The sequence below is a fragment of the Mesorhizobium sp. M0047 genome (assembly GCF_040323315.1).
In the GTDB taxonomy this organism is placed as follows: Bacteria; Pseudomonadota; Alphaproteobacteria; order Rhizobiales; family Rhizobiaceae; genus Mesorhizobium.
This window is the reverse complement of the sequence record NZ_JAMYUW010000008.1, coordinates 32,273-50,052: the sequence shown is the minus strand read 5'-3', so window position 1 is coordinate 50,052 and position 17,780 is coordinate 32,273. Positions and strand designations below refer to the sequence as shown.

The window sequence follows — 17,780 nt, the reverse complement described above, 5'->3', positions numbered from 1 at the left end:
AAGGATTTTTCCATGTCCAGCATCTCGTTCAATGGATTTCGCAGGCTGCTTCTAAAGGGCGCCATTGCCGTCGTCATCGGCCTTGGCGGCATGCCCGCCTTTGCGCAGGACAAGCCAGATGTCATCCGCATCGGCAGCACGGCGCCCGGACACCTCAAATTCATTCTCGCCCAGCGGGACGGCTGGTGGGAGAAGGAATTCGGCAAGGACGGCATCAAGGTCGAGCTGGTGACCTTCAATGGCGGTTCAGAGGCGACGACGGCGCTGGCCACCGGCGCGATCGAGTTCACCTACACCGGCAACAATCCGGCGCTGCGCGTCGCGGCGTCCGGTGCCGACGTCAAGCTGATCGGCGTGTCGAGCTACGTGAAGGCAGGCGGCTCTTACATCATCGTCAAAGCCGACTCGCCGCTGAAGACGCTGCAGGATCTCAAGGGCAAGAAGGTCGCCTATCTCACCGGCACGGTGCGGCATTCGAATTTCAGCAAGGCGCTGAACAGTGTCGGCCTGAGCACGAATGATGTCGAAGGGTTGAACCTGCCTTTCGAGGCGTCCGGTCCGGCGCTGCTGCGCGGCGACATCGACGCCATCGTCGAGACGGATTCGACGGCGGCCAAGCTGGTCGACACCGGCGAGGCGCGCGTGCTGTTCGACACCGGCACGCATCCGGAATGGAGCGTGCCGAACGTCATCTCGGTCAACGGCGCCTTCGCGGCAAAGTACCCGGATCTGGTCAAGCGGCTGCTCAAGGTCGATATCCAGATTTCGCGCTGGGCCGACGCGCACCCCGACGCGACGATCAAGACCTTTGTCGAGGCGACCAAGTCGTCGGAAAAATCCGTGCGCAAGACCTATGCCGACGGCGTGTTCCACCAGGACCCGAAACTCACCGACGATGCGATCACCGCTTTGCAGGGCGAGGAAAAATTCATGGCGAGCGCCGGGCTGCTGAAGGGCTCGATCGACTACGGCAAATGGGTCGACAAGAGCTTTGTCGATGGTGCGGCCGCGGAAGTCGCTGCCATCCAGTAGACCGGAAAGACCGAGCGGGGCGGGCGCCTTTGGCGCGCCGCGCCGCTCGTTTGGTCCGTCAAATCTCCGGGATGTTCTCCTTGAAGATCACCTGCAGCCTCGGCTGATGCAGCTCGTAGGGCAGCCCCCTGACAGCATGGGTCAGGGTGTTGAGCGCTTCGCGGGCCTCGACCCGCGGATTCTGGTCGATGACCGCGTCGAGCGTGCCATCGAGCAGAAGGTCCTTGGTGCCGTCCGTCACCTCATGGCCGAGGAAGACCATGGACCGGGCGCGGCCGCGCTCCTTGAGCGCGCGCGCGATGCCGGTGTTGCCGGCGCCGACATTGTAGATCGCGGCAAGGTCGGGATGCCGCTCCAGCAGGGCAGATGCCTCCGAATAGGCCTTTTCGCGGTCGTCGAGCATTTCGCGCATTTCGACGATCTGCAAATTGGGTGATGCCTCCGTCAGGATATGGCGGAACCCCATCTCGCGTTCCTCATGGCCGCGATAGGACAGCGAGCCGGCGAACAGCGCCACCTTGCCCGGCCGTCCCGGTCCCATGAAGCGGCTGAGCAGATAGCCGGCGAGCCGCCCGGCAGCGCGGTTGTCGATGCCGATATAAGCGACCCTGGGCACATGCAGGATGTCGGAGGCGATGGTCACCACCTTGATGTCGTTGGCCGAAAGCGAGCGGATCGCCTCGCGCACCGTCGGGTGGTCAAGCGCAATGACGCCAACGCCTTGCGTCTGTCCGCGTAAGTCCTGCAGCAGGCGGGCGAGGCCGTCCGGGTTGAACCCTTCGATGGTGGCGATGTGCACATCGAGGTCGGGCCGTAACTGCGCCTGCGCCTCGATCTGGCGGTGCAGCATCTTGATGAAGGAATTGGTGCCGGCGGGCAGCGCGAAATCGAGCCGGATGACATCGCCTTGCGAGTGCCGCGGCGGCGCCCCGTTCGGGCTTTCGGCGATATAGCCGAGGCGCTGCGCCATCTCGAGCACGATTTCTCGCGTGCGCGCCCGCACGCCGGGGCGGTTGTTGAGCACTCGGTCGACCGTGGCGGCCGAGACACCGGCTTCCCGGGCTATGTCAGTCAGGGTGGACCGCACCGTCGTTCATCTCCTGCATGCGTCAGGTCGGCTGGCGACGGCTTTCGCGCCGTCCGCGATTCTGATGGGAAATGATGTATCCGCCCTTGGCCGATGCGCAAGCCGCCGCGCTAAATCAACTCGTCCCGCAAGGCTGCGCAGAGCCGGGAGCAGGTGTTTACCCTCAAATCGAGGCATCAGAAGAGACCTATAGATCCCGGTTTTGCGCATTTCCCAACCTTATTTGCGATGTTGTGATGTGTTTTGATTACTTATGATGTTGACAGGCTTCCCATGCTGCCGTCAATATCCCTCACAGGGTCGTGGAGGAAACGTGGCCCTAAGGGAGGAGTTTCAATGTCCAATTTGATCCGCATCTCGCGGCGTCGCTTGCTGGCGTCCGGAGGAAAGGCGGCCGTGATCGTGGCCGCCACCGGCATTGCGCCGCAATTCATTCGTCCCGGCCGGGCCTATGCGGCCGACGCGCTGGCGCCGGGCATGATCGGCGGCCCGACGGGCTTCGATGGTGCCGAGCGCTATCAGTATGGCGCCGAAACGCCGGAAGGCCGCGCGATCGAGGCGGCCAAGGCGCTAAAGGGGGCCGGCAAGGCGCCGGCCAAGATTGTGCTCGGCCTGTCCGACGGGTCGATCGGCCAGCTCACGCAGCCATTCCCGGCCGGCGCGCCGTCGATCAAGGATCTGTGGGAAAAGGAGACCGGCATTCCGATCGAAATCGTCGGTCTGCCGAACGGCCAGGAATTCACCAAGACGATGCAGGACATCTCCACCAAGGGTGCGGCCTACGACATCTATTCGACTGAATGGAACCGCCTCGGCGACCTCGCCGAAACCGGCGGCATCGCCAAGCTCGACGACTTCGTCGCGCAGTACAAGCCCGAGTGGGACGATCCCACGAACGGTTATGTCAACGGCGCCAATGGCGTGTCGCTGCTCAACAAATACCGCGGCTCGAACTATGGCGTGTCGCTGGACGGCGACTTCCAGACCTGGGTTTACCGCGCCGACCTGTTCGGCGACCAAGCCGAGAAGAAGGCGTTCAAGGACAAATACGGCTACGATCTGGCCCCGCCGAAAACCTGGAAGCAGCATGGCGATATCGCCGCCTTCTTCCAGCGCCCGGACAAGGGCCTGTTCGGATCTACCGATCTGCGCAACCAGGGCTGGGGCTACACCAACTGGTATCAGCGCTATGTCTCGATGGCCTCGCCCAACCAGTTCCTGTTTGGCGACGACGGCCAGCCGATGATCAATTCGGAACAAGGCATTGCGGCGACCAACGAATATGTCGCTTCGCTCGCGCATCATTCGCCGGATGCGATCTCCTGGGGTTGGCCCGAGCAATACGGCAACTTCGCCAAGGGCGGCGCGGCAATGACCTGCGCCTTCTCCAACCTGCCGAAATTCCTCGACAATGCCGGCAACAAGGATTCGGCTGTCACCGGCAAGATCGGCTCGATGCTGCCGCCCGGGCGCGAGATAGACGGCAAGCTGATCAGCCGCTCCGTGCTCTGGTTCTCGCTTACCGGCATGGTCTCGGCGCAGTCGAAAAACCAGGAGGCCGCCTACCTCCTGCTGCAATGGCTGGGTTCCGCCCGCATCTACGCGTGGATGAGCGCCAACCCCGGTGGTTACCTAGACCCGTTCCGGCTGTCGGATTTCTCCGATCCGCTGGTGCGCCAGACCTATCATGCCTACCACATGGACGTGGTGCGCGAGACGGTGGCCCGCACCGTACCGACCATCAACTATCCCGGCGCGACAGCCTTCCACAATGCGCTCGACGAGAACCTGATGGCGGCGCTGACCAAGGCCAAGACATCGGAGCAGGCGATGGCCGACACCGAGGCCGAGTGGAAGAAGATCGCCCGGCGCACCGGCGAGGACAAACTGCTCGAAGCCATCAAGACCAACAAGGAGGCCTGGCCGACTGTTCTCGATCCAATCGCCTGATCCGTCTCCCTGGATCACACCGAAGGAGGGGAGGAGCTTGCTTCTCCCCTCCGCCCACAACGCCACCAGCAAAGCCGCCAGATGAAGCGTTCCATTCCCTTCGAGATGTTCCGCTACGCCGCGATCTTCGCGGCCATGGCGGTGACGCTGGTGCCAATCCTGTGGATGGTATCGATGGCGTTCAAGCCGATCGCGGAATGGTCGGCGACCGGCGCCGACCTGACATGGTGGCCGAAGAACCCGACGCTCAGCAATTTCCGTTTCGTCTTCGGCGAGTCGACCAACAATCTGATCGTCGCGCTCGACCACACGGCGCTGAAGCCGATCCTCTCATCGCTGCTGTCGGCGGTTTTCGGCACGGTGATCGCCATGTCGGCGGGCACTGCCGCGGCTTACGGACTGTCGCGTTTCGGCTCGGGCCAGAACCTGCCGCTGGCATTGATCCAGCTGCGCCTGTTTCCGCCGATGGCGGTCATGATCCCGGTGATGATCATGTGGGCCTTCCTCAACTTCACCGACAGCTGGTGGGGGTTGGCGCTGATCTACGGAATCGTCACCTTGCCCTTCGCCTTCTGGCTGATGAAGACTTTCTTCGACGACATGCCGCGCGAGATCGAGGAGGCGGCCCTTGTCGAAGGCTGTTCGCGGCTGCGCGTCTTCACCCGCATCACGCTGCCGATGATGCGCGCGCCGCTGGCCAGTGCTGCGCTCTTCGTCTTCATCCTCAACTGGTCGGACTATCTGATCGCGCTGCTTCTGACGACGCGCGAATGGGTGACGATCCCGGTCTACATGGCTTCGTTGTCGTCCTCGATGACCGGGCAGCTCTATGGCGCCAAGGCAGCGCTCGGCCTGATCGCTGCCGTGCCGCCGGTCATCATGGGCATCGCCATCCAGCGCCATCTGGTGCGTGGGCTGACTTTCGGGGCGCTCAAGCAATGAGCGCGGTGACTGCCATGATTTTGAAGGACGAAATGAAGATCGTCGGAGCAAGGCCGGTTTCGCACGACGAGGGCGCAAGGCTGGGTTTCCGCCTGACGCTGCCGGCGCAGATCCTGGTGCTGTTCATCTCGGCCTTCCCGCTGTTGATGCAGCTCTATATCAGCATCACCGACTGGTCGCCGTTGTCGGGGCTTGGATGGTGGAACGCCTGGTCGCTGTGGAACAGCTTTGCCAACTACACCGACCTTGCCGCCGATGCGCGCTTCTGGAGTGCGCTGAGGCGCACGGCCATCGTCATGATCGTCTGCGTGCCGACGGAGTTCCTGCTCGGGCTGGCGCTGGCAACGCTGTTTGCCGACGATTTCCCGGGCAAGCGCATCTTCTACTCGGTCCTGCTGATGCCAATGATGGTGGTGCCGGCGGTGGCCGGCTACATGTTCTTCATGCTGTTCCAGTCGGGCGGCCCGGTGAACGACATATTGTCGGCGCTCACCGGTTCTCCCGTCACCATCGCCTGGCTGTCGGATCCGACCTTGGCGCTGATTGCCGTTATGGTCGCCGACATCTGGCAGTGGACGCCGCTGATGTTCCTCATCCTGCTCGCCGGCCTGGTCGGCGTGCCGGAGGACCAGATCAAGGCGGCGACGCTGCTCGGCGCCAATCCTTGGCAGCGTTTCGTCACCATCGTGCTGCCGAAGATGAAGACGATCATCATCATCGCGCTGGCGATCAGGGTGATCGAGAACTTCAAGATCTTCGACACGCTCTACATCATGACTGGCGGTGGCCCCGGCGTCGCCACCGAGACCATCTCCGTCTACATTTACAAGCTCACCACCCAGGACCTGATCTGGGGCTATGTGGCGGCGATAGCACTCGCCATATTGATCGTGCTCTCGATCGTCGCGGTGTTCGCCATGAATCGCATGGTGCGGGCACGCGAGGTGCCGGCATGAGCGCCATTCACCTGCAAAACCTGGTCAAGAAATTCGGCGACTTTACCGCGCTGAAGACGATGGACCTGGCAATATCAGACGGCGAGTTCATGGCGCTGCTCGGGCCGTCGGGCTGCGGCAAGTCGACGACGATGAACATGATCGCCGGCATGGAGGAACCGACCGGCGGCAAGATCCTGTTCGGCGAGCGCGACATGGCCGGCGTGCCGATGGGGCGGCGCGGCGTCGGCTTCGTGTTCCAGAATTACGCCATCTTCACCCATATGACGGTGCGCCAGAACCTCGCCTACGGGCCGAAGATGGACGGCACAGCGAAAGCCGAGATCGACCGCCGTGTTGGTGCGATCGCCGAGATGCTGCAGCTGACGCCGCTGCTCGACCGAAAGGCCGACCGGCTGTCGGTCAACATCTTGCAGCGTGTGGCGATCGGCCGCTCGGCGATCATGGAGCCGGCGATCTTCCTGCTCGACGAGCCGCTGTCCAATGTCGACGCCGCTTTCCGGGCTGTCATGCGCACCGAACTGAAGCAGCTGCAGCGTCAGTTCCGCCAGACCATGGTCTATGTCACCCACGACCAGCTCGAGGCAATGACCATGGCCGACCGCATCGCGGTCATGGATCATGGCGTGCTGCAGCAGATCGGCACGCCGCTCGAGGTCTACAACGATCCGGCCAATATCTTCGTCGCCCGCTTCATCGGCGCGCCGGGCATGAACCTGCTCAAGGGAAGACCGGCGGAGAGCGACCGCGGGCTGGTCGTCGATCTCGGACCGTTGGGCATCACCCCGCCGCTGCCGAGCGATCTCGCGGCGTCTATGCGCGGCGCGCGCGGCGAGGTGCTTTACGGATTCCGGCCGGAACAGGCGACGCTGGTGGAGAATGGTCAGGGTCTCGCCATGCAGGTCACCTTCGTCGAACGGATCGGTGCGCGCACCATCGTTCACCTCGGGCAGAGCGAGGCTGCCGTAAAAACGGTGTTCGACAATGATGTCGGCCTGGCGATCGGCGACACCGCCATCGTCGCACCCACCGTGTCGTCGGTGCGCGTCTTCGACGCCGCTAGCGGCCTTGCGATCAAGGCAGGTTGAGATGGCCGATATCGTCTTTCGCAATGTGACCAAGCGCTACGGCAATACGCTCGCTGTCGACGACGCCTCGTTCACGGTCAACGACAATGAGTTCTTCTGCTTCTTCGGTCCACCGCTGTCGGGCAAGTCGACGATCCTGCGCCTGGTGCTCGGGCTTGAGACGCCTGATGCCGGCGAAATCCTGATCGGCGGCAGACCGGTCAACACGGTGTCGCCGGCCGAGCGAAACGTGGCGATGGTGTTCCAGAACCTGGCGCTGTTCCCGCATATGAGCGCGCTCGACAATGTCCGCTTCCCCCTGGTCGAGCGCCGTGTCGCCGAGGTCGACATCAAAAGGCGGGTCGCGGACGTGGCGGCGAAGCTGCATATCGGCCATATCCTGCACAAGCCGCCGGGACAGCTTTCGGGCGGCGAACGGCAACGCGTGGCGATCGCGCGTGCCCTGGTGCGCGATCCCAACGCCTATCTGATGGACGATCCGATCTCGGCGCTCGACGCCAGGCTGCGCGAAGAGACGCGCGTCGAGTTGAAGCGCATCCAGCGCGAGCTCGGCAAGACGCTAATCTATGTCACGCACGACCAGGAAGAGGCGATGTCGGTCGCCGACCGCATCGCCATCCTTGAGGACGGCAGGATCAGGCAGATCGGTGCTCCGGCCGAGATCTATGACCGCCCGGCCAGCACCTATGTGGCGCGGCTGCTCGGCTCGCCGATGATGAACATCCTTCGATCGGAGCGCGGCGAGAGCGGTGTCGAGGCGGCTGAAGGCACGATCCGCATTGCCGACAAGGCGGCTCCCACTGATGCCGTCGAGATCGGGCTGAGGCCGGAAGACATCAAGGTCAGACCGTGGCCCATCGAGGGAAAAGAGGACGGGGGCTCGGGCCGTCCGGCGCGGGTGTTCGAGGTCGAGCCGCTTGGCGGCTACACCGTGGTGACGCTCGCTGCCGGGCAGGCGCGGCTGAAGGCATTGCTGCGCGGCCAGCCCGACATCCGGCCTGACGCGATGGTGGCGATATCCTGCGAGCCGGCCCGCGTGCATTATTTCGGACAGAGCGGGGGAGCGCTGGCACGATGACGGCGGCCGCAAGAAACGAGCTTCGGGAGGATCAGATGGCACACAAGGGCTTCGAGCCGGACGCGAAGGTCCGCACCAAGGAATATCGGATCGGCTGCGTCGGCGCCGGCATGATCATGGCCGAGTGCCATCTCGCTGCCTACAAGGAAGCTGGTTTCCCGGTGGTGGCGATCGCCTCGCGCACCCGAGCCAGTGCCGAGAAGGTGGCGACGCGCTGGGGCATCGGGACGGTGCACGATACGCCGGAGCAGCTGATCGACGATACGAATGTCGAGATCATCGACCTTGCCTTTCCGCCCGACCAGCAGCCGGCGCTGATCCGGCACGCGCTGAAGCAGAAGCACATCAAGGCGATCCTGGCGCAGAAGCCATTGGCGTTGTCGGTCGAGGAAGCGGTCAAGCTGCGCGACGAGGCGGCCAAGGCCGGCAAGATCCTCTCGGTCAACCAGAACATGCGCTACGACCAGTCGATGCGCGTCTTGAAGCAGATCATCGACAGCGGTGCGCTGGGCGACATCGTCTTCGCGCAGATCGACATGCACGCCATTCCGCACTGGCAGAGTTTCCTGGAGCATTACGACCGGCTGACGCTCGCCAATATGAGCGTGCACCATCTCGATGTGCTGCGCTTCCTGTTCGGCGACCCGGACGAAATCACCACGCTGACGCGCAAGGATCCGCGCACGAAATTCGACCATTCCGACGGCATCACCGTGTCGACGCTGCGCTTTCCTTCCGGCGTTCTCGCCGTGTCGCTGGAGGATGTCTGGTCCGGTCCGCGCCAGGATGGCTACAAGGACGACCAGCATATCAACTGGCGTGTCGACGGCACCAAGGGCGTCGCCAAGGGCACCATCGGCTGGCCGACGGGAGCGGCCTCGACGCTGACCTACGCCTCAACCGAAACCACCGGCGGCGAATGGATCAGCCCGAGCTGGGACACGATGTGGTTCCCGCATGCCTTTATCGGCGTGATGGAACAGCTCCAGCACGCGGTGAAGACCGGCACGCCGCCAGCGCTGTCGGTCGCCGACAACGTCAAGACCATGGCGCTGGTCGAGGCGGGTTACCGCTCGATCGACGAGGGCCGCACCGTCAAGCTTTCCGAGATCGCTACCTGATCACCGCAACTGAAATGCCAGACAACTGAATCGCTTACAGGGAGGAATTCACACCATGATGCAGGCAGGTATTTTCACGGGCTATTTCCCGTACGGTCTCGAAGAGACGGCGAAGAAGATCCGCGGGCTCGGTTTCAACACGGTGCAGCTCGACCTTCATTTCAAGGATGTCGACCTGTCAGCCGGGCAGATCACCAGGGACAAGGCCAAGACGGTGCGCGACGTCTTCCGCGACCACAATCTGCCGGTCTGCTGCGTGTCGGGCTACACCAACATCATCCATCCCGACAAGGCCGAGCGCGACAGGCGCGTCGGCTACCTCAAGGAGATCATCCGCAACGCCCGCCATTTCGGCAGCCCCTACGTAATCTCGGAAACCGGCACCTACAACACCGAATCCGACTGGGTGCATCACCCCAAGAACAAGACCGAGGAAGGGTTCGAGGAATGCCGCAAGGTGGTCGCTGATCTTGCCCAGACAGCCTATGATCACGGCGCGGTCTTCCTGCTCGAAACCTATGTCAACAACGTCGTCGGCTCGGTCGAGGAGACGGTGAAGATGTTCGCGCAGGTCGATCATCCCGGCCTCGGCCTCCTGATGGATCCGACCAATTATTTCGAGACGCACAACATCGACAGGATGGACCAGATCCTGAACCAGGTGTTCGACACGCTGACCGACAAGATCAGGATAGCCCACGCCAAGGACGTCAAGCGTTCGGGCGGCGACAAGTCCGAGAAGCACGCCGATATCGGCGACGAGAACGCGCTGGAGAGCCACACGTTCCGTGGCGTCGGTGAGATCGAGCTGCCGGCACCCGGCCTCGGCTCGCTGAACTACGACCTCTATCTCCAGCGGCTGGCGCAAAAGCATCCGAACATCCCGGTCATCATCGAGCATCTCTCGGAAGACGACGTGCCGCGCGCCAAGAAATTCCTCGACGGCAAGTTCCGCGCCAACGGTCTGTGAGAGCTGGTTAGCGCAGCCGATTGAGGGGACGACAGTGCAGTGAATGAAGCGGCCGTCACATGGTAGAACTTTACGGCAAGACGCTTTCGCGCCGGCAGGTCTCGGAACGCTCGGGCATGCTTTCGCAATTCGCCGGCGTGCGGCTGATGACGCTTGGCGACGGGGTGGAACGCGGCATCCGCATGCTGGAGTTCCGCACCGGCTCGGGCCTGCGCTTCACCGCGCTGGTCGACCGGGCGCTCGATATCGCCGACTGCGATTTCAGGGGACAGGCGATCGGCTGGCATTCGCCGAGCGGCTTTCGTCATCCCGGCCTGCACGACTATGAAGGGGAAGGGGGGCTCGCCTGGGCGCGCTCTTTTTCCGGGCTGCTCGTCACCTGCGGCCTCGATCACATATTGGGCCGGGAGGAAGTGCCGGTCGATAGCTACAATTATCCGGGCAGGAAGACCGTGGTGCATTCGCTGCACGGCCGCGTCGGCACCATTCCGGCGCGGCTGACCGGTTATGGCGAGGCCTGGGACGGCGACCGCTGCGTGCTGTGGGCCGAAGGCATCGTCCAGCAATCGGCGGTGTTCGGCGAGGACCTGCATTTGTTGCGGCGCATCGAGGCCGATGTCGGCGGCAACGAGATCCGGCTGTCGGACCGCGTCGTCAATCACGGCTTCAACCGTACGCCGCACATGTATTTCTACCATGTCAATGTCAGCCACCCCTTGCTCGATGAGGGCGCGCGCTATCTGGCGCCGATCCGCGACGTCGTCTGGGCCGGCCATGATGGCGAGCGCTACGAGGCGCAGAAGGTCGGCTACCGCACCGTGCCGGCGCCGCGACTGGGTTTCAGCGAACAGGTCTGGCAGCACGACATGGCGGCGGACGGCAATGGCGAGGTGCCAGTGGCTGTTGTCAACGACCGCCTCGGACTTGGCTTCGAGGTCGTGACCCGCAAGGAGCAGCTGCCTTGCGCCTATCAATGGCAGAATTTCCAGGCCGGGCAATATGCGCTGGGCATCGAACCCTCGACGCATCATGTGCTCGGCAATCTCGCGGCGCGCGAGCGTGGCGAGATGATCTGGCTGGAGCATGGCGAAGGCCGCTCTTATGATGCGGTATTCCGGGTGATCGACGGCGCCGGCGCGATCGCTGCTGCCGAACGGAGGATCGTCTCGATCGCCAGGCAACCGCAACAGGATTATCCTGCGCCGTCGGGCAACTTTCCGAGACTGGCGGGCAGGGCATGATGCGAAACGAATGCTCCGGCTGGCGGGCCGGAAATCGGAGGTCGATGTGATGGGACAAAAGCGCGACTACAGCCTGGTCGGCGAAAGCACACGCATCGCGATCGAGACCGGATTGGCCTCCGCCGAGTGGTACCACACCGACGTTCCTCGCAAGGCGATGAAGGAGCTGATGCAGCGCTCGGACGGACCGGCGATCCGCGACACGATCATCTGGATATCAGCCCTACTGGGCTCCGCCGCCGGTATCATCTGGTTCTGGGGCACGTGGTGGGTGGTGCCGTTCCTGCTCGTCTACGGCGTGCTCTACGGCTCCTCCAGCGACTCGCGTTGGCACGAGTGCGGCCACGGTACCGCCTTCCGCACCCGCTGGATGAGCGATGTCGTCTACCAGATCGCCAGTTTCATGCTGATGCGCAATCCGGTGACCTGGCGCTGGAGCCATGCCCGCCACCACACCGACACGATCATCGTCGGCCGCGATGCCGAGATCGCGGTGATGCGTCCACCGGACCTCTTGCGCGCCGCGCTTGCCTTCACCGGCATTCTCGATTTCCGCTATTCGCTGCCCACACTGGTGCGCAATGCGTTCGGCAGCATCTCGCCCGACGAGAGGAGTTTTATCCCCGAGATGGAGCTGCGCAAGGTCGTCACCGCCGCGCGCTGGCATATCGCCATCTATGTCGCGGCGATCGCGCTGGCGCTCTATTTGTGGTCGTTCCTGCCGCTGGTGCTGATCGGCCTGCCGCGCCTCTACGGCAGCTGGCACATGGTGCTGACGGGCCTGCTGCAGCATATCGGCCTGGCCGACAATGTCACCGACCACCGGCTGAATACGCGCACCGTCTACATGAACCCGATCAGCCGCTTCATCTACTGGAACATGAATTACCATGTCGAACATCACATGTTCCCGATGGTGCCCTATCATGCGCTGCCGAAGCTGCACGAAATGATCAAACATGACCTGCCGGAGCCCAATCCATCGATCTGGCATGCCTATCGCGAGGTCTGGCCGGTGCTGATCAAGCAGCTCCAGTACGAGGACTACTTCCTCAAGCGCGAATTGCCGCCGACGGCGCGGCCGTACCGCGAGGAATTCCACGCGCTGACCGTTCCGGCGGCGGCGGAATAGAGTTGCAGGAGACAGAGATGGCCGACTGGGTTGAAGCGTGCGCCGTCGATGATGTCGAGGAAGAGGACGTCATCCGCTTCGACCACGGCGGACGCACTTTCGCCATCTATCGCAGCCCGGATGACGAGTACTTCGCCACCGACGGCTATTGCACGCATGAGAAGGCACATTTGGCCGACGGGCTGGTGATGGACGACATCATCGAATGCCCCAAGCACAATGGCCGCTTCAACTACAAGACAGGTGTCGCCAAAGGCGCGCCGGTGTGCGTCAATCTCAAGACCTATCCAGTGCGCATCGAAGCTGGCAAGGTTATGATCGAGATCGGCTGACCTGCCGCACCATGTAACAGAGGGGACCCCTTTCGATGAGCCGAAAAAGACCGACCGTCGCCGACCTGCGCGCCATGAAGGGCAAGCGCCAGCTGACCATGCTACGCGTGCTGACGATGGACGAGGCCGAGGCCGCCGAGCGGGCAGGGGTCGACATCGTCTCGGTACCGCCCGAACTGGTGCTCAACCCGCAATACCGCGATGCGGCGCCCAGCCTGTTCACAATGCCCGGCGAGAATTTCTACGAGATCGGCACGGCGGACGATTTCGTGCGCTGGGCCTTTCGGCTCTACAAGGCCAGCGCCGACGCGGTCTATTGCAGCGCCGGTTACGCCACGATCAAGCGGATGGCGGACGATGCCATTCCGGTGATCGGCCATGTCGGCCTCATTCCTTCCCGCGCGACCTGGACCGGCGGCTTCAAGGCGGTCGGCAAGACCGCCGACACCGCCATCCAGATATTCGAAGCGGTAAAGCAGCTGGAGGCCGCCGGCGCCATCGGCGCCGAGATCGAGGTCGTGCCTGTCGAGGTGGCCAAGGCGATCTCGGAACGAACATCGTTGATCATGCTGTCGATGGGGGCGGGCACCGGCTGCGATGCGCAATATCTGTTCGCCGACGATATTCTCGGACAGAACCGTGGCCACATGCCGCGTCACTCCAAGGTCTATCGCAATTTCGCCGCCGAATATGACCGCTTGCAGGCCGAGCGCATCGCCGCGTTCTCGGAATATGTCGCCGACGTCAACAGCCTGGCCTATCCCGAAGACAGGCATGTCGTGCACATGGACCCGGCCGAGCTACGCCTGTTCCTGGACAAGGTCGGTCGGAGCTAAGTCCGTCTGCCAACTTCCGCTGGCGAGCGCCGCGTAGAGCATCTCGGCGTCGCTGCCGAGCATTGGCTCGAGATGGACACGCGGCTCGATCACCGTCTGGCCTCGCCTTGCGCGGCGCGACACGAAAGTTTGTTGCGCTATGCCTGGACGCGGCAAAACAAATGCTGTTCAAACCGCTCCCGTCATGACTGCCATTCCCGAGACCGAGACCTTACCCGAAACGGCCACCAATGCGCGGCGCGTGGCGCTGATCGTCGCCATCGCCTTCTTCATGCAATTGCTGGATTCGACCATCATCTCGACCTCGCTGCCGCAGATGGGCGCGTCGTTCGGCGTGCCGGCGGTGGCGATGAGCATCGGCATCACCGCCTATATGCTGACCATGGCGGTGTTCGTGCCGCTGTCGGGCTGGCTCGCCGACCGGTTCGGCGCCCGCAACATTTTCCTGCTGGCGATCGTCCTCTTCACACTGGCTTCGCTCGCCTGCGGCTTCTCGCAGAACCTGACTCAGTTCGTCGCCGCGCGTGTCGTGCAAGGGCTGGGCAGCGCGCTGATGACGCCGGTCGGTCGTATTCTCGTCTTGCGCAATGCATCGAAGTCCGAGCTGCTCAACGCCACCGCGCTGATCACCTGGCCTGCGCTGTTTGCGCCCGTTGTCGGACCGGTGCTCGGCGGCTTCATCACCACCTATCTGTCCTGGCACTGGAATTTCTTCATCAACATCCCGCTCGGCGTGGTCGGGCTGGCACTGGTCGCCCGCTTCATTCCGGGCGACCGCGAAGCAGACCCCAAACCGCTGGATTGGCCGGGCTTCGCGCTGACATCGGCCGGGCTCGCTTTGCTGCTCTACGGCCTCGAGCGCATCGCGCATCCGGAGGATGGCGTCCTGCCGACGATGCTCTTGATCGTAGCCGGCATCGTCATCGGCTGGCTGGCGGTGCGGCATCTCAGGCGCGCGCCGCATCCGCTGCTCGATCTCTCGTCATTCAAGGTGCTGACCTTCGCCATCTCGACGCTGGCCGCCGGCACCATCTTCCGGGTGGCGATCAACGCCACGCCATTCCTGTTGCCGCTGCTGTTCCAGGTCGGCTTTGGCCTCAGCCCGGTCGACGCCGGCTTGATGATCCTGGCCTATTTCCTCGGCAATCTCGGCATGAAGACGGTGACGACGCCGACGCTGCGCCGCTTCGGCTTTCGTTCGGTGCTCGTCGTCAACGGTCTGATCGCCTCGGCGGCGATCATAGCCTGCGCGGCGATCTCGCCGCAGACGCCGCAGGCGCTGGTCATCGTGTTGATGCTGATCGCCGGCCTGTCGCGCTCGATGCAGTTCACCGCACTCAACACGCTGGCCTTCGCCGATATCGATGCGGCGCAGCGTAGCTCGGCGGCGACACTGTCCTCGATGCTGCAGCAGGTGGCGATGCTGTTCGGCGTCGCGGTGGCGGCGGCGGTCCTCAATTTGTCGCAGATCGCCAGGGACAGGCCGGCGCTCGACCTCGTTGATTTTCGAATCGCCTTCCTGGTGATCGGCGCCATTGGGCTGGTGGCGGCGTTGCGTTTTCTCGCTCTGCCGGCGGGTGCGGGCGCCGAGGTCTCCGGCCATACGCCGGGAAATTGAAATCGAATTTTTCCACCTCATGCGGAGATAAATTCCGCCTTGCGCTTTCGTCTTGAAGTGGTTCTTTCACCGGTGGCCGTGATGGCGGAACCGATTGCCAAAAATGCAGGGTTTTCCATGGATTGCGCCAGCTTCGGCAATCGATGCGTCCACTCGGTGAATATCGCTGCCAGCCCAGGTTCTGAACGCGGATTCATTTGACGAACCGGCGCCGGGCCGATTAGCTTTCTTCCCAGGGATGGCAGCACTGCCATCGGGGCAAACGCAGACATGAACACGATCGGCTGGCCGAATTTCAGGAGCCTTAATCAGGAAGGCATTGTCTTTGCAATCGCGGTGGTGCTGTTCGTTGCCGCTGCCATCGGCCTGCCGGGCTTCATCGATCCCAACAACCTCGTCGCCATCATCCGCTCCGTGTCGGTGCTTGGCATATTGGCGCTTGGCATGGCTGTCGTCATCATCGGCCGCGGCATCGACCTCTCCGCCGTGGCGATCATGGCGATGTCGGTCGCCTGGTATCTGCAACTGCTGAATTCGGGCACGCCGGACGGGCTGGCCTTCGCCTATGTCCTGGCCGGTGTGCTGGCCATCGGCCTGCTCAACGGTTTTCTCGTTGCCTATGCCGATGTACCGGCGATCTTCGTGACGCTGGCGACCGGCTCTTTCGTCTTCGGCTATGTGCGCTCGCAACTGATCACGCAGGACGCCGTGCCGGTGCCGCAGGGCCACTGGGTCGAACTGCTCGGCGGCCTGCGCTTTCTCGATATTCCGATCGAGGTGTTCATCTTCGTCGGCCTCGCGTTCCTGTTCTTCCTGTTCCTGCGCTACACCAAATGGGGCCGTTACATCTATTTCGCCGGCGACAATCCGGTGGCGGCCCGCAACATCGGCATTCCGGTGCGGCCGATGCTGATGCTGCGCTATGTGCTTTCCGCCTTCGTGGCCCTGATCGCCGGCCTGCTGACGGCGGCCAGCCTGCACTCGATCAACACCCGCATCGTCAATTCGACGCTGCTCTACGACATCGTGCTGGTGGCGGTGATCGGCGGCATTGGCCTGTCCGGCGGGCGGGGCGGGGTGCGCAACGTGCTGGTCGGTGCGGCGCTGATCGGCATCCTGCTCAACGCCATGACCATCATCGACATTCCGCTGCTCTACCAGAACCTGATCAAGGCGGCGATCCTGCTCTGCGCGATCATCGTCGACGGCATCATCAATCCACGTGACGAGCAGACCGCACAGCAAGGCGACATTTAGGGATACCCGGTCCGGTCCATCCCGACTGGCCGGCAATGAAAACCGAAACGAGAGGATCTGACATGAAATTCATCAGGACATTGATGGCCGCCGCCACGGCACTCGCCGTCACCGCCTTCGTGGCGCCAACCTTCGCCGCCGACGATCCCGGCCCAGCGGCTTACGCGCAGGCGCTCAAGGGCAAGCGTGTCATGCTGGTGCCGCTGGCGATGGGCTTCGACCTGGCGCAGGGCTGGGCGCATTATCTGAAGACCGAAGTCGAGGCCTGGGGCGGCGTGTTCGAGACGCGCGATCCAAACTGGGTGGTCGATGCCGGCGCACAGGCGATCACCGACGCCATCTCGTCGGACACCAGGCCGGACGTGCTGATCATCCATGCACCGGACCTCAACTCCTATTCCAAGCTGATGAAGAAGGCGCAGGCCGCCGGCACCTACGTGATCCTGGTCGACAATCCCGCCAACTTTCCGGCCGACGCCTTCGTCGGCATCGATTGGGATCGGCTTGGCCAGCTCGAGGCCGAAGCGGCGATCAAGGGCTGCGGCGAGAATTCGTCGAAGAAGATCGGCCTCGTGCAGGGCGACCAGGCGAACTCATCCAGCCTTTACCAGTATGCCGGCATCATGAAGGTGCTGGACAAGCATCCCGACTTCAAGGTGGTGGCCAAGCCCGATTCCAACTGGGACGCAACGACCTCGCGCAACGTGACGACGACGATGCTGCAGCAGAACCCGGACATCTGCTCGATCATCGACTTCTGGGATGGTGACGCCACCGGCGCGTCCGCTGCGATCCGCGACGCCAAGCTCGACGGCAAGGTGTTCCTGGTCACCACCGGCGGCGGTGAGAAGGCGGCCGATTGCGACAAGCTGCAGGACGACACCTATGGCGCCGTGGTGATGACCGAACTTGCCCGTCAGTCGGGCGACATGAACGCCATCATCAAGTTCCTGCTGCAGAGCGGCCAGCCGGCCGGCACCTCGCACACCTACATCTACACGCTGGAAAAGGCGACCACCAAGGCCGACCTCAAGCCCGACAGCTGCTGGGACCTGAAGGCGCTGCAGGCGCAAGCGGCGGCGAAATAAGGCGATACTCTCCAACACCGATCAACGAGGTGGCCGGATTGCCCGGCCACCT

Annotated in this window: 17 protein-coding genes; 15 read left to right on the top strand and 2 right to left on the bottom strand. The window is 63.2% G+C overall.

Translation table 11 applies throughout. From position 1 onward, the window contains the following. Window positions 1-12: 12 nt before the first annotated feature. The gene (locus tag NKJ89_RS09755) at window positions 13-1,032 is read left to right on the top strand and encodes an aliphatic sulfonate ABC transporter substrate-binding protein (protein WP_352601939.1); all 1,020 of its coding nucleotides are present in this window, start codon (window positions 13-15) and stop codon (window positions 1,030-1,032) included. Between the two features lie 58 nt (window positions 1,033-1,090). Here NKJ89_RS09755 and NKJ89_RS09750 read toward each other — a convergent pair whose 3' ends face one another. Continuing rightward, a complete protein-coding gene (locus tag NKJ89_RS09750) occupies window positions 1,091-2,119 on the bottom strand; it encodes a LacI family DNA-binding transcriptional regulator (RefSeq protein ID WP_352601937.1) in 1,029 nt (342 codons plus the stop codon). Between the two features lie 336 nt (window positions 2,120-2,455). On the opposite strand from NKJ89_RS09750, the gene NKJ89_RS09745 reads away from it, so the two are divergent. The 12 genes from NKJ89_RS09745 to NKJ89_RS09690 all read left to right on the top strand — a co-directional run bounded on the left by NKJ89_RS09745 (window position 2,456) and on the right by NKJ89_RS09690 (window position 15,383). Beyond that, a complete protein-coding gene (locus tag NKJ89_RS09745) occupies window positions 2,456-4,069 on the top strand; it encodes an extracellular solute-binding protein (protein ID WP_352601935.1) in 1,614 nt (537 codons plus the stop codon). Window positions 4,070-4,150: 81 nt separating this feature from the next. Continuing rightward, window positions 4,151-5,011, top strand: a complete 861-nt coding sequence (locus NKJ89_RS09740) for a carbohydrate ABC transporter permease (RefSeq protein WP_352601933.1) — start codon at window positions 4,151-4,153, stop codon at window positions 5,009-5,011. Beyond that, entirely contained in the window at window positions 5,008-5,967 is a 960-nt protein-coding gene (locus tag NKJ89_RS09735; RefSeq protein WP_352601931.1) for a carbohydrate ABC transporter permease, read from the top strand. The genes NKJ89_RS09740 and NKJ89_RS09735 overlap by 4 nt, the downstream gene beginning before the upstream one ends. Next, window positions 5,964-7,055 (top strand): ABC transporter ATP-binding protein, encoded by a 1,092-nt coding sequence (locus tag NKJ89_RS09730; protein WP_352601929.1) that lies wholly within the window; start codon window positions 5,964-5,966, stop codon window positions 7,053-7,055. Before NKJ89_RS09735 ends, NKJ89_RS09730 begins: the two co-directional genes overlap by 4 nt. Before the next feature lies 1 nt (window position 7,056). Continuing rightward, window positions 7,057-8,133: an ABC transporter ATP-binding protein gene (locus NKJ89_RS09725; protein ID WP_352601927.1), complete on the top strand. Its 1,077-nt coding sequence runs from the start codon at window positions 7,057-7,059 to the stop codon at window positions 8,131-8,133. A 35-nt stretch (window positions 8,134-8,168) separates the two neighbouring features. Continuing rightward, the gene (locus NKJ89_RS09720) at window positions 8,169-9,254 is read left to right on the top strand and encodes a Gfo/Idh/MocA family protein (RefSeq protein ID WP_352601925.1); all 1,086 of its coding nucleotides are present in this window, start codon (window positions 8,169-8,171) and stop codon (window positions 9,252-9,254) included. Window positions 9,255-9,309: 55 nt separating this feature from the next. After that, window positions 9,310-10,224 carry a sugar phosphate isomerase/epimerase family protein gene (locus NKJ89_RS09715; protein ID WP_352601923.1) on the top strand — a complete coding sequence of 305 codons (915 nt, stop codon included), beginning with the start codon at window positions 9,310-9,312 and terminating at the stop codon, window positions 10,222-10,224. 59 nt (window positions 10,225-10,283) lie between these two features. Further along, a complete protein-coding gene (locus NKJ89_RS09710) occupies window positions 10,284-11,465 on the top strand; it encodes an aldose 1-epimerase family protein (RefSeq protein ID WP_352601922.1) in 1,182 nt (393 codons plus the stop codon). A gap of 49 nt (window positions 11,466-11,514) precedes the next feature. Further along, on the top strand, window positions 11,515-12,597 hold the full coding sequence (locus tag NKJ89_RS09705; protein WP_352601920.1) for a fatty acid desaturase family protein: 1,083 nt from the start codon (window positions 11,515-11,517) through the stop codon (window positions 12,595-12,597). Window positions 12,598-12,614: 17 nt separating this feature from the next. After that, window positions 12,615-12,929, top strand: a complete 315-nt coding sequence (locus NKJ89_RS09700) for a MocE family 2Fe-2S type ferredoxin (protein ID WP_352601918.1) — start codon at window positions 12,615-12,617, stop codon at window positions 12,927-12,929. Between the two features lie 35 nt (window positions 12,930-12,964). After that, a complete protein-coding gene (locus tag NKJ89_RS09695) occupies window positions 12,965-13,765 on the top strand; it encodes a 3-methyl-2-oxobutanoate hydroxymethyltransferase (RefSeq protein WP_023760982.1) in 801 nt (266 codons plus the stop codon). 184 nt (window positions 13,766-13,949) lie between these two features. Beyond that, window positions 13,950-15,383, top strand: a complete 1,434-nt coding sequence (locus NKJ89_RS09690; protein WP_352601916.1) for a DHA2 family efflux MFS transporter permease subunit — start codon at window positions 13,950-13,952, stop codon at window positions 15,381-15,383. Window positions 15,384-15,400: 17 nt separating this feature from the next. Here the strand turns inward: NKJ89_RS09690 and NKJ89_RS09685 are convergent, their stop codons facing one another. Continuing rightward, a complete protein-coding gene (locus tag NKJ89_RS09685; RefSeq protein WP_352601914.1) occupies window positions 15,401-15,655 on the bottom strand; it encodes a hypothetical protein in 255 nt (84 codons plus the stop codon). Here NKJ89_RS09685 and NKJ89_RS09680 point away from each other — a divergent pair. Both NKJ89_RS09680 and NKJ89_RS09675 read left to right on the top strand, forming a co-directional pair. Further along, a complete protein-coding gene (locus NKJ89_RS09680; RefSeq protein ID WP_352601912.1) occupies window positions 15,654-16,640 on the top strand; it encodes an ABC transporter permease in 987 nt (328 codons plus the stop codon). The genes NKJ89_RS09685 and NKJ89_RS09680 overlap by 2 nt on opposite strands. A 62-nt stretch (window positions 16,641-16,702) precedes the next feature. After that, on the top strand, window positions 16,703-17,728 hold the full coding sequence (locus NKJ89_RS09675) for a sugar ABC transporter substrate-binding protein (protein ID WP_352601910.1): 1,026 nt from the start codon (window positions 16,703-16,705) through the stop codon (window positions 17,726-17,728). Window positions 17,729-17,780: the final 52 nt, after the last annotated feature.